11 protein-coding genes are annotated in these 12,283 nt (G+C 72.2%); 7 read left to right on the top strand and 4 right to left on the bottom strand.

Annotation, left to right across the window (positions count from 1 at the left end; genetic code table 11):
* The first annotated feature begins 84 nt into the window (after window positions 1–84).
* The 7 genes from ACFC1X_RS34825 to ACFC1X_RS34795 all read left to right on the top strand — a co-directional run bounded on the left by ACFC1X_RS34825 (window position 85) and on the right by ACFC1X_RS34795 (window position 8,341).
* Window positions 85–1,299, top strand: a complete 1,215-nt coding sequence (locus ACFC1X_RS34825) for a DUF4190 domain-containing protein (RefSeq protein ID WP_376361853.1) — start codon at window positions 85–87, stop codon at window positions 1,297–1,299.
* A 147-nt stretch (window positions 1,300–1,446) separates the two neighbouring features.
* Window positions 1,447–2,199, top strand: coding sequence for a GntR family transcriptional regulator (locus ACFC1X_RS34820; RefSeq protein WP_064729647.1), 753 nt, complete (start codon window positions 1,447–1,449; stop codon window positions 2,197–2,199).
* An 830-nt stretch (window positions 2,200–3,029) separates the two neighbouring features.
* Window positions 3,030–3,245, top strand: a complete 216-nt coding sequence (locus ACFC1X_RS34815; RefSeq protein ID WP_376361850.1) for a hypothetical protein — start codon at window positions 3,030–3,032, stop codon at window positions 3,243–3,245.
* A 43-nt stretch (window positions 3,246–3,288) separates the two neighbouring features.
* Entirely contained in the window at window positions 3,289–3,711 is a 423-nt protein-coding gene (locus ACFC1X_RS34810; protein ID WP_376361848.1) for a (deoxy)nucleoside triphosphate pyrophosphohydrolase, read from the top strand.
* Between the two features lie 134 nt (window positions 3,712–3,845).
* The gene (locus tag ACFC1X_RS34805) at window positions 3,846–4,256 is read left to right on the top strand and encodes an ATP-binding protein (protein WP_376361845.1); all 411 of its coding nucleotides are present in this window, start codon (window positions 3,846–3,848) and stop codon (window positions 4,254–4,256) included.
* Between the two features lie 229 nt (window positions 4,257–4,485).
* Window positions 4,486–7,074 (top strand): SpoIIE family protein phosphatase, encoded by a 2,589-nt coding sequence (locus ACFC1X_RS34800; RefSeq protein ID WP_376361842.1) that lies wholly within the window; start codon window positions 4,486–4,488, stop codon window positions 7,072–7,074.
* Window positions 7,075–7,165: 91 nt separating this feature from the next.
* Window positions 7,166–8,341: a glycoside hydrolase family 18 protein gene (locus ACFC1X_RS34795; protein ID WP_376361840.1), complete on the top strand. Its 1,176-nt coding sequence runs from the start codon at window positions 7,166–7,168 to the stop codon at window positions 8,339–8,341.
* Window position 8,342: 1 nt separating this feature from the next.
* Here ACFC1X_RS34795 and ACFC1X_RS34790 read toward each other — a convergent pair whose 3' ends face one another.
* Genes ACFC1X_RS34790 through ACFC1X_RS34775 form a run of 4 tightly spaced genes read right to left on the bottom strand, consistent with a single transcriptional unit; the run spans window position 8,343 to window position 12,235 of the window.
* Entirely contained in the window at window positions 8,343–9,110 is a 768-nt protein-coding gene (locus ACFC1X_RS34790; RefSeq protein ID WP_376361837.1) for a succinate dehydrogenase/fumarate reductase iron-sulfur subunit, read from the bottom strand.
* On the bottom strand, window positions 9,107–11,044 hold the full coding sequence (locus ACFC1X_RS34785; protein ID WP_376361835.1) for a fumarate reductase/succinate dehydrogenase flavoprotein subunit: 1,938 nt from the start codon (window positions 11,042–11,044) through the stop codon (window positions 9,107–9,109). Before ACFC1X_RS34785 ends, ACFC1X_RS34790 begins: the two co-directional genes overlap by 4 nt.
* 36 nt (window positions 11,045–11,080) lie before the next feature.
* Window positions 11,081–11,917, bottom strand: a complete 837-nt coding sequence (locus tag ACFC1X_RS34780) for a hypothetical protein (protein ID WP_376361832.1) — start codon at window positions 11,915–11,917, stop codon at window positions 11,081–11,083.
* A 27-nt stretch (window positions 11,918–11,944) separates the two neighbouring features.
* Window positions 11,945–12,235, bottom strand: coding sequence for a hypothetical protein (locus ACFC1X_RS34775; protein ID WP_376361829.1), 291 nt, complete (start codon window positions 12,233–12,235; stop codon window positions 11,945–11,947).
* Between the last annotated feature and the right edge of the window lie 48 nt (window positions 12,236–12,283).

Here is a 12,283-nt window from a genome sequence, read left to right as displayed (position 1 = left end):
AGTGATCGGCCGGCCACCGCGTGGGGCCCGGCCGCAGTTCCGCGGCGCCTTCGCGTCACCGTCCGAAACAGGAGCACGGTACACGTGTCCATACCGCCGCCGCCCGGGCCCCAAGGGCCCCATTCCCAGGGGCCGTACCCGCCGGGACAGCAGCCGCCGCCCGGGCCGTACCCGGCGCCCCCGCAGCCGTATCCGGGTGCCTGGGGGCATCCGGGGCATCCCGGGAACCCCTACGGCCCCTACGGGGCGTACCCCGCGCGGCCGTCGGTCAACGGGCTCGCGATCGCCGCCTTCGTGCTCGGTGTCCTGTGCTTCGTGCCGGCGGTCGGGCTCGTGCTGGGCCTGGTCGCGCTGGCGCAGATCAGGAAGCGGGGCGAGCGCGGCAAGGGGTTCGCCGTGGCCGGTTCCGTGCTGTCCTCCGTGGGGCTGGTCCTGTGGGCCGTCTCGCTCTCCACGGGTGGCGCCGCCGACTTCTGGGACGGCTTCCGGGACGCCGCGCGCGGCGAGGGCACGGCATACGGGCTGGAGAAGGGCCAGTGCTTCACCACCCCCAGCGGCTCCCTCCAGGGCGTGACGTACGACGTCGACGAGGTGCCCTGCGACGAGGAGCACGACGGCGAGGTGTTCGCCACCTTCGAGCTGCCGGGCGGCTCCTTCCCCGGCGACGCGAAGATCACGCGGGCCGCGGACGACCAGTGCTACGCCCTCCAGGACGCCTACGCGATGGACCGGTGGGCGCTGCCGGCCGACGTCGACGTGTACTACCTGACCCCGACCTCCGAGAGCTGGCGGACCGGCGACCGGGAGATCACCTGCCTGTTCGGGAACACGGACGAGCGGGCCACGCTGACCGGTTCGCTCCGCAACGACGGCGCCGGACTCGACTCGGACCAGCACACGTACCTGCTGGCGGAGGGGTACCTCAACCGGGCGATGGACGACGTGCCCGAGGCGGAGACCGTCGAGGACGACTTCGCGGGCTACCGGGTCTGGGCGGGGCAGGTGTCGGAGGCGCTCAGGGGTGAGATCGCGATGCTCGACCGGCACGACTGGCCCGCCGGCGCCGACCGTCCGGTCGCCGAGCTGATCGAGGACCTGAAGGCGGCGCAGAAGGAGTGGGCGCTGGCCGCGAAGGCCCCCGACGTCGACGCGTACTACGAGCACTACGGCAAGGGCTACGACCTCGTCGTCGCCGACACCACGGTCACCGCCCGCAAGGCTCTGGGGCTGGCCACCACTCCGCCGGAGTACGGGAGCGGTGGCGACGGCGGCGGGGGTGACTCCGGTCTGGAGGTGTGACCGCTCCTATAACGGGGAGAAAGTGCCTGCGTAAAGCCCCCGGGCGCCACAAGTCATCACATCGAGTGATTCTCTGGCCTTTGCTTGCTTGGTACAACCTACGGTTGCCACGCTGTTGCTGTCTGTACAACCTGATGGGAGCGGCCAGTGACATTCGGTGAGCAGCCGGCGTATCTGCGTGTCGCGGGTGATCTCCGCAAGAAGATCGCCGACGGCCTGCTGCCGCCCCATACCCGCCTGCCGTCGCAGGCGCGGATCCGCGAGGAGTACGGCGTCTCGGACACCGTCGCCCTGGAGGCGCGCAAGGTGCTGATGGCCGAGGGGCTGGTCGAGGGCCGCTCCGGCTCCGGGACGTACGTGCGCGAGCGGCCCGTGCCCCGCCGTGTCGCCCGTTCCGGGTACCGGCCGGCGGGCGGCGCCACCCCCTTCCGGCAGGAGCAGGCCGACGGCGACGCGCACGGCACGTGGGAGTCGCGCAGCGAACAGGCCGAGGCGAGCGTCGCCGTGGCCGAGCGGCTCGCCATCAAGCCCGGCGACCGCGTGATGTGCACGCGGTACGTCTTCCGGGAGGCAGGCGAGGCCATGATGCTCTCCACCTCCTGGGAGCCGCTCGACCTCACCGGCCGCACGCCCGTGATGCTGCCCGAGGAGGGGCCGCTCGGCGGCATGGGCGTCGTCGAGCGGATGGCCGCGATCGATGTCGTCGTCGACAACGTCACCGAGGAGGTCGGCGCCCGCCCCGGCCTCGCCGAGGAGTTGCTCGCCCTCGGCGGCGTCCCCGGACATGTGGTCCTGGTCGTCCAGCGCACGTTCTACGCCTCGGGCCGCGCGGTGGAAACGGCAGAGGTGGTCGTCCCCGCCGACCGATACCGGGTCGCCTACCACCTGCCGGTGAGGTAGCGCCCTCTTCCGCCGGCAGGCGCCGCTGCCCGCCCGTCTGGCGGTCGCGGCCCTAACCCGTCACCCGATGGCGTCCCCTGCCGTCTGTCGGCGGTGCCCCCGTCCGTCTGCCGGTCACGGGCCTCGCCCGTCATCCGGCGGCGACCCTCGGCCGTCACTCGATGGCGCCCCGGTCCGTCTGCCGGCGGCGCCCCGGTCGTCTGCCGGTCACGGGCCTCGGCCGTCACTCGATGGCGCCCCTGTCAGTCTGTCGGCGTCGCCGCCCGTCCGCCTGCCGGTCGCGGCCCCCGCCCGTCATCCGGCGGCGCCCCCACCCATCACCTGATGGCGTCCCCCCCCGCCCACCACCCGATGGCGGCCCGTCCGCCTGCCGGTCGCGGTCTCGGCCCTCATCTGGCGGCGCCCCCGCCCATCACCCGCCAGCGGCTCCCGCCCGTCACCCCGGCGGCGCCCCCCGCCCATCAACCAGCTGCGCCGCCCGGCGAGTTGGGGCGCCCTCCAGGTGTGTGAGATGGCGCACGCCTCCCGTGCGCCTCCCGCGCCCCTGTCCCGTGCCCGTCGGCCCGCACGGCCGTCCAGTCCCGCCCCTCGCGGGGCGTATGAATCCGGTCAATCCGGTCGTTCCCGCAGGTGGCCTCCGTCGGCCTCGGCATGCCTCCGACCGGACGCATCGGTGCGCGGAGACGGCGCGTTCCGCATCGTGCGCCCCCTGCGTTCTGGCTGGTTGCGTACCTCTTTGTGCAAAGCCGTATTCGCTCCGTGAAGGTTGGGCGTAGGCTCGGGCATATGCGGATCGGGGTTTCCTTGGCGGGCGGGGCGCGGCGCGAGCCGTGGGCGGGAAGTGGAGGGGCGCGATGAACGACAGCACGGTCACTCTTCCCTGGCTGGTCTTCCGGCAGGACGACAACGGCAATCGCTACCGCGTGGGCAGGTACGCGACCCGGGCCGAGGCCCAGAAGATCGCGGACACCCTCGACGGCCGCGGCCACCAGCAGCTCTACTGGGTCGAGCGGCTCAGTGCGAACGGGAAGGGCGCGGTGGACTGACCGGGGCCGACGAGCCCGGCCGGCAGCCCGTAGGCTCCGGCGCATGACGGAACGGATCGTGGTGGGCGCCGCCCTGGTCGACGGCGGACGTCTGCTGGCCGCGCGCCGCAGCGCGCCGGCCGAACTGGCCGGACGCTGGGAACTGCCCGGCGGCAAGGTCGAGGCGGGCGAGACGCCCGAGGCCGCCCTCGTGCGGGAACTGCGCGAGGAACTGGGAGTGGCGGTCGAAGCCGGGGAGCGCGTCCCGGGTCAGTGGCCCCTGAGATCACCCTTCGTCCTGCACGTGTGGACCGCACGGCTCCTCCCCGGTTCCCCCGACCCCGAACCCCTCGAGGACCACGACGCCCTGCGCTGGCTGACCCCCGCCCGCATCTGGGACGTGCCCTGGCTCGACCAGGACGTGCCGGCCGTCGAGCGGGCGCTCGCGCACCTGGGGCTGGGCGCGACCGACGCGCGGGGTGCGTGAACGGGCCGCCCTGGGCGCCCCGCACGCCGCTCGTGACACAGTGCGCCCTCCCGAGCGGTACCGACCCCGAATCCAGGGTATGTGCCCATTAACCCCATGAAAGCGGACATGGGTGGGGGATCGCCGGCCAGGAAGTGAGCGGCGTGATCGACAGCGAGGGCGGCCGTGCAGAGTGGGTCTTTCCCGCGGCGCCGGACGCCGTGCGGACCGCCCGCTGGCAGGTCCGCGGCGCCCTGCGCGAGTGGGGCCTCGACAGTGTCGGCGACATCGCCATCCTGCTGGTCAGCGAACTGGTGACCAACGCCCTGCGGCACGCCACCGGCCCCATAGGCGTCCGCCTGCTCCGCCGCCCCGCCGCACCGCCCGGGATCCTCCTGGTGGAGGTCTCCGACCCGCTGCCCGACCCGCCGCGCGAGCGCGTCGCCAGTCCCGAGGACGAGGACGGCCGCGGTCTCCAGATGGTGGCATCCTCCGTGCACCGCTGGGGCACCCGGGCCGGGGACGCGGGCAAGACGGTGTGGTTCGAACTCACACTCCCGGGATGACAGAACGGCCACAACTGGTTCAGGCCAGTGGCAGTTGTGGAACAGCGTGATTCGATGCCGTGTCCGCTGGTTAGAAGACTGGAAGTGTTGGCGCGGTCCGGACCGAAAACCATCGGGACCGTGCTGTGATCGTGAACACCGTGTTGTGCGGCGCCGTAGTGCTGGATACTGCGGGCAGCCGCCTTTGGTGACCGGTGCCGGACGCGGTGAGCTGGAGGGGACGGTTCGCGTGAGCGAGATACCAGCGAGGCCCACGGAGTCAGAGGGCCCGTCGGCAGACGCGCCACTCGGTGACGCGGTGTGGCAGAGCAGCCCGCCCGGCTCCATCTACGACTACATCAAGGTCGCGTCCTTCTCCATCGGCCCCGACGGGCTCGTCGACCAGTGGAGCCTGCGCGCGGAGCAACTGCTCGGCATCCCCGCCGAACACGCCGTCGGCACCGACCCCATCGACGCCTTCATCGACCCCGACCTGCGGGAGCGCGGCCAGCGCAAGATGGCCGAGATCCTCGACGGCCGGGAGTGGACCGGCGTGGTCCCCTTCCGCGCGCCGGACGCCGGCAGCGGCTCCGGGACCGGGACCGGACGCGGAACACGCGGCCTCGCCGAGGTGTACGTCATGCCGACGCGGACGGAGGACGGCGAGAAGGCCGCCGTCTGCATCGTCGTAGACGTGCGCGTCCTGCGCAGCATCGAGACCGATCTCGCCGCCTCACAGGCCATATTCGGCCAGTCTCCGTTCGGCTTCCTGCTGATCGACCCCGACCTCCGGGTGCGCCGCGCCAACCAGCGGTTCGCCTCCACCTTCGGCGGCACGCCCGACGACCACCGCGGCAAGGGCGTCCACGACTACCTGTCGCGCGCCGAGGCCGACCGGGTCTCCGCGACCCTGCGCCGGGTGCTGGAGAGCGGCGACTCCATCACGGACATGCACGTCACGGGATTCGTGCCGGGCTCGGAGGAACGCCGCCACTGGTCGGTCAACCTCTACCGCGTACACAGCGGTTCGGGCCGCCCCATCGGCGTCGCCTGGCTGGGAACCGACATCACCGCCCGCCGCGCCGCCGCCCGCGAGGCCGCCGCCGCCCGCCGCAACCTCGCCCTGCTCAACGAGGCCGGTGCCCGCATCGGCAACTCCCTCGACCTGGAGACCACCGCCCGCGAACTCCTCGACGTCGTCGTCCCCGGCTTCTGCGACCTCGCCACCGTCGACCTCTACCAGGGCCTCCTGGTCGGCGACGAGACCCCGCCCGGCCTCGCCGACGGCAGCGCGGAGCTGCGCCGCGTCGCCTACTCCAGCGCCGTCTCCGACGCACCCCTGCACGGTGCCGGCGAGCGCGTCCAGCTCGGCGCCGTCCACCACTACCCCTTCAACTCGCCCTGCGCGGACGCCCTGCGCACGGGCCGCCCGCGCACCGTCCCCGCCGAGGACGGCAGCCTCGTGCAGTCCACGCTCGCCGTGCCGATGGTCGCCCACGACACGGTCGTCGGACTCGCCCAGTTCGCCCGGACCAAGGGCAGCGAACCCTTCGGCGACCGGGACCGCGAGCTCGCCGTGGAGCTGGCCGCGCGCGCCGCCGTCTGCATCGACAACGCCCGCCTCTACCGGCGCGAGCACGAACGCGCGCTGATACTGCAACGCTCGCTCCTCCCGCCCGGCGACCCCGAGGCCTCCGGACTCGACATCGCCTGCCGCTACCTGCCCGGCGAAGCGGCCACCGGCCGGGCCAGCGAGGTCGGCGGCGACTGGTTCGACGTCATCGAACTCCCCGGCCACCGCACCGCGCTGGTCGTCGGCGACGTCATGGGCCGCGGTCTGCGCGCCGCCGTCGCGATGGGCGAACTCCGCACCGCCGTCCGCACCCTGGCCCAGCTCGACCTCGAACCGGCCGAGGTGCTCTCCCAGCTGGACGAGATCGCGCGCGGTCTCGGCGCGCCCGGAGGCGTCCAGCAGGCCACCCGGGCCGCCCGCCGCCCCCGCGAGGCCGACCTCTCCGAGGTCTACCTGGCGACCTGCGTGTACGCCGTCTACGACTCGGTGACCCGGCGCTGCACCTTCGCCAACGCCGGCCATCTGCCGCCCGTCCTGGTCGAGCCCGGCGAGTCCGCGCTGATGCTGGACGTGCCGCCCGGCCTGCCGCTCGGCGTCGGCGGGGAGCCCTTCGAGGAGGTGGAGGTCGAACTGCCCGAGGGCGCCCTGCTCGCCCTCTACACCGACGGCCTGGTCGAGAGCCGCGACCATCCCCTCGACGAGGGACTCCAGGCCTTCGTGGGCGCCCTCACCGACCCCACCCAGCCTCTTGAGGACGTCTGCGACCAGGTCCTCAACACCCTCGACAGCCACCACGGCGAGGACGACATCGCCCTGCTGATGGCCCGCGTCCAGGGCCTGCCCACGGAGTCCGTCGGCGACTGGACCCTGCCGCGCGAGCCGCGCAGCGTCGGCCGGGCCCGCGAGCTGGCCCGCTCCCAGCTGCTCGACTGGGACATGGAACCGCTGGTCGACACGACGGAGCTGCTGGTCAGCGAACTCGTCACCAACGCGCTCCGGTACGGCGAGGGCGAGATCAGGCTCCGCCTGCTGCTCGACCGCACCCTGGTCTGCGAGGTCTGGGACTCCGGCCTGGTCCAGCCCCGCCGGCGCCGCGCCCGCGACACCGACGAGGGCGGCCGGGGCCTGCAACTGGTCGGGCTGCTCAGCGCGGCCTGGGGCTCCCGCCGTACGCCGCGCGGCAAGACGGTGTGGTTCGAACTGCCCCTGCCGGGCGGCGACACCCAGCTCACGGACCCGGCGGAGGCCCTGCTGAGCCTGTTCTGACCGCACCCCTGACCGCAACCGGAACACCGGTCCGGCTCGTCCCCGCAGGCACACGTCCGGAGCGTACGCGCGCCGCAGGGAGGGGACCCCCGTGGAACACACGGAACCGCAGACCACCGACCCGACACCCACCGACCCGACACCCACCGACCCGACACCCACCGACCCGTCAGCCGCCAACGGCGATCAGCCCCCACAGGGGCCACCCGCACCCGACGACGAAGGCAGCACGGGCGGTGCGGGTGGGAAATCAAAAAGAAGAAGACGGCTCCGCCGCATCACCCTCGCCGTCCTCCTCGTCCTGCTCCTCCCCCTCCTCACCGCCGAGGCAGCCCTCCGCGTCAACTACATGGGCGACCCCGCCGACGGCACGTACACCAGGAACCGCGACGCGATCTGGCTCGGCCACGCCTGGGTCGACGGCCGCAAGGACGACGCCGACCTCGCCGCCTTCGCCCGCCGCGTCAAGACCACCGGCATCCGCGACCTGTACGTCCACACCGGCCCGATGGAGCACGACGGCACCCTGCCGAAGTCGCTGTACCCCAAGGCCCGCTGGCTGATCGACGGCGTGCACCGCGAGCTGCCCGGCGTCCGCGTCCAGGCGTTCCTCGGCGACGTCCTCGCCACCGAGGGCCCCGACGGCATGCGCCTGGAGAAGGCCGCCACCCGCGCCGCCGTCGTCGACTCGGCCCGCCAGGTCCTGGACGCGGGCTACGAAGGCGTCCACCTCGACCTGGAGCCGCTGCACTCCGGAGACCGGGACTACCTCTCCCTCCTGGACGACGTACGCGCCGTCACCCGGGCCCGCGACGCCCAGCTCTCCGTCGCCGCCCACCAGATCGACCCGCTCCCCGCCCTGCACTCGGTCTTCGGCCTCTTCACCAAGCATCCCAAGTGGTGGTCGCAGGAGTTCTTCGGCCAGGTCGCCCGACGCGTCGACCAGATCGCCGTGATGTCGTACGACACCGCGCAGCCCCTGGAGGGCACCTACGGCGGCTACGTGGCCCAGCAGACCTCCCTCGCCCTGGAGGTCACGCCGCCCACCACCCACCTGCTGATGGGCCTGCCCTTCTACTACGAGAGCAACTTCGACCACTGGGGCCACGCCGAGACCGTCGCCGCCGCCGTCCGCGGCGTCCGGCTCGGACTGTCCCGGACGGACGGCGACCGGGAGCTGTTCGGTGTCGCCCCGTACATCGACTTCGCGGCGACCGAGACGAACTGGGACGAGTACCGCGAGGGCTGGGTCCGCCAGAACCCGTGATCTAGGACCGGCGCCGGATCTTCGAACCCAGCCAGACCAGTGGGTCGTACTTGCGGTCCACGGCCCGTTCCTTGAGGGGGATCAGCGCGTTGTCCGTGATCTTGATGCCCTCGGGGCAGACCTCCGTACAGCACTTGGTGATGTTGCAGTAGCCGAGGCCGTGCTCGTCCTGGGCCGTGCGCCCGCGGTCCAGGCCGGTGTCGTCGGCCGCGTCCAGCGGGTGCATGTCCAGTTCGGCGACGCGCATGAGGAAGCGCGGGCCCGCGAAGGCCGGCTTGTTCTCCTCGTGGTCACGCACGACATGGCAGGTGTCCTGGCACAGGAAGCACTCGATGCACTTGCGGAACTCCTGCGAGCGGTCCACGTCCTCCTGCGTCATCCGGTACTCGCCCGGCCCGAGGTCGGCGGGCGGGACGAAGGACGGGATCTCGCGGGCCTTGGTGTAGTTGAAGCCGACGTCCGTCACCAGGTCGCGGACGACCGGGAAGGCGCGCAGGGGCGTGACGGTGATCGTCTCCTCGCGGGTGAAGGTGGACATCCGGGTCATGCACAGCAGCCGCGGCCGGCCGTTGACCTCCGCGGAGCACGAACCGCACTTGCCCGCCTTGCAGTTCCAGCGCACGGCGAGGTCGGGGGCCTGGGTGGCCTGGAGGCGGTGGATGATGTCGAGGACCACCTCGCCGTCGTTCACCTCGACCTCGAAGTCCTTCAGTGCGCCGCCCTCGACGTCACCGCGCCACACCTTGAAGCGGGCCTTGTAGCCGCTCATTCGGACAGCTCCTCCTCGGCGAGGTACTTCACCAGCTCCTCCTTCTCGAAGAGGGCGAGCAGGTCGGGCCGGATCGGCTCGGTGGTCTGCCGTTCCAGGGTGATCTGGCCGCGCTCCGGGTCCGTCGCGCCCAGGCCGCCCGCCGGGTCGGCGAGCGAGCACAGCAGGTTGGCCGGGCGCCACCGGCGGTCCATCGACGGATGGTCCTCGCGGGTGTGCCCGCCGCGGGACTCGGTGCGTTCCAGCGCGGCCCGGGCCACGCACTCGCTGACCAGCAGCATGTTCCTGAGGTCCAGGGCGAGGTGCCAGCCCGGGTTGAACTGCCGGTGCCCCTCGACGCCGGCCCGGCGGGCCCGTACCCGCAACTCGGCCAGTTTCTCCAGGGCCTGCTTCATCTCCGGCTCCCGCCGGATGATGCCCACCAGGTCGTTCATCGTCTGCTGGAGTTCCTGGTGGAGGGTGTACGGGTTCTCCGGCGGGCCGTCGTCGGGCGCCTCCGCCTCGGCGGAGAACGGCCGCAGCGCCTCGGCCGCGGCGGCGTCGATCTGGGGGTCGTCCACCCGCGGACGCGTGCCGGACGCGCTGCCCGCCGCGTACTCGGCTGCGTGCCGGCCCGCCCGGCGCCCGAAGACCAGCAGGTCGGAGAGGGAGTTGCCGCCGAGCCGGTTGGAGCCGTGCATGCCGCCGGCCACCTCACCGGCCGCGTACAGCCCCGGCACCCCGCGCGCGGCGGCCGTGTCGGAGTCGACGGCGATGCCGCCCATCACGTAGTGGCAGGTGGGCCCGACCTCCATCGCCTCGGCCGTGATGTCGACGTCGGCCAGCTCCTTGAACTGGTGGTACATGGAGGGCAGCCGGCGCCTGATCACGTCGGCGGGCATCCGGGTCGACACGTCCAGGAAGACCCCGCCGTGCGGGGAGCCCCGGCCCTCCTTGACCTCGGCGTTGATCGCGCGCGCGACCTCGTCGCGGGGGAGCAGCTCGGGCGGACGCCGGTTGTGGTCCGGGTCGTCGTACCAGCGGTCGCCCTCCGCCTCGGACTCGGCGTACTTCTCCTTGAAGACGTCCGGGATGTAGTCGAACATGAACCGCTTGCCGTCCGAGTTCCTGAGCACCCCGCCGTCGCCGCGCACCGACTCGGTGACGAGGATGCCCTTCACCGACGGCGGCCAGACCATGCCCGTCGGGTGGAACTGCACGAACTCCATGTTCAGCAGGGGCGCTCCGGCGAGCAGCGCCAGGGAGTGGCCGTCCCCGGTGTACTCCCACGAGTTCGACGTCACCTTGAAGGACTTGCCGATGCCGCCGGTGGCGATCACCACCGAGGGCGCCTCCAGCACGAAGAAGCGGCCGGTCTCCCGCTCGTAGCCGAAGACGCCGGAGACCTGGCGGCCGTCCTTGAGCACGCGGGTGACCGTGCACTCCTGGAAGACCCGGAGCCGGGACTCGTGGTCGCCGGTCTCGCGGAAGTCCTCCTGCTGGAGCGAGACGATCTTCTGCTGGAGGGTGCGGATCAGCTCCAGGCCGGTGCGGTCGCCGACGTGGGCGAGGCGCGGGTACTCGTGGCCGCCGAAGTTCCGCTGGGAGATCCGGCCGTCCTCGGTACGGTCGAACAGCGCGCCCCAGGTCTCCAGCTCCCACACCCGCTGCGGCGCCTCCTGGGCGTGCAGCTCGGCCATCCGCCACTGGTTGAGGAACTTGCCGCCGCGCATGGTGTCGCGGAAGTGGACCTGCCAGTTGTCCCCGGAGTTGACGTTGCCCATGGCGGCCGCGATGCCGCCCTCGGCCATCACGGTGTGTGCCTTGCCGAACAGGGACTTGCAGATCACGGCCGTACGGGCGCCCCGCTCGCGGGCCTCGACGGCGGCGCGCAGCCCGGCGCCGCCCGCGCCCACCACGACGACGTCCCATTGCTGCCGGTCGACCACGGACATCAGAAGCCCTCACTCATCGGAACTCATCGGAACTCATCAGAAGAAGCGCGGATCGTCGAAGGCACCGGACGCGACGAGATACACGTAGAGGTCGGCGACCCCCACGCTCACCAGCGACGCCCACGCGAGCTGCATGTGCCGGGCGTTGAGCTTCCCGACCCACTGCCACATCCGGTAGCGCACGGGGTGCCGGGAGAAGTGCTTGAGCTTGCCGCCGACGATGTGCCGGCAGGAGTGGCAGGAGAGGGTGTACGCCCAGATCAGCACGATGTTGGCGAGGAACACCAGGGTGCCCAGGCCCATGTGGCCCCACGCGTAGTCCTCGTCGCGGAAGGCGAGCACGGTGTCGTAGGTGAGGATCAGGGCGACCAGCAGCGCCGCGTAGAAGAAGTACCGGTGGATGTTCTGCAGGATGAGCGGGAAGCGGGTCTCGCCGGTGTACTTCTTGTGCGGCTCGGCCACGGCGCAGGCGGGCGGGGAGGCCCAGAAGCCGCGGTAGTAGGCCTTGCGGTAGTAGTAGCAGGTCAGGCGGAAGCCGAGCGGGAAGATCAGGATGATGATGGCGGGGGAGATGCCCCACCAGCCGCCGAACAGTTCCCAGTTGGGCCCGCCGCGCATCGGCTCGCAGTTCTCCGCCAGACAGGGGGAGTAGAAGGGCGAGACGTACGGGGCCGCGTAGTAGTCCGCGTTGGCGAAGGCCCGCCAGGTCGAGTAGACGACGAAGGCCAGCAGGCCCGCGGCGGTGGCGGCCGGTGCCAGCCACCAGCGGTCGGTGCGCAGGTGCGGGGCGCGGATGGCGGCGCGCGTCGGGGTGTGGACGCCGCCGCCTTGGGGATGGGGTTCGGTGGCTGGAGGTTCGGTTCCAGTGGCCACTGGGCGACTCCGGTCGTCGGGGCGGGTTCAGGGGGCGTGGCGGTCGCGGGCGCCCAGTCCCTCGTCGTCCGTGTCCGTCCACAGCGAGAGGTCGTACGGATCGTCGGAGATGGTGACGAGGTCGGGCCGCTTCGGCGCGCCCGGCGAGGCGGCGGCCGCCCGCAGCAGCGCGACGCTCTCGCGCAGGTGCTCGGCGTCGGTGCGGACGCGGCGGATCTCCAGGCCGTCGCTGCCGACCTGCTGTTCCAGGCGGCCCACCGAGCGGGACAGGTCGTCGAGGGTGTGCTGGATCCTTGTCAGTTCATCGTGCACGGACATGACGTGACCTCACTTCCTTCGGTCGCGGCCAGGGGCCGGCCTTGGATG

The organism is Streptomyces sp. NPDC056128 (genome assembly GCF_042263835.1).
Classification (GTDB): Bacteria; Actinomycetota; Actinomycetes; order Streptomycetales; family Streptomycetaceae; genus Streptomyces.
The sequence above is the reverse complement of the archived record's forward strand: the minus strand, read 5'-3'. Positions and strand labels throughout refer to the sequence as shown.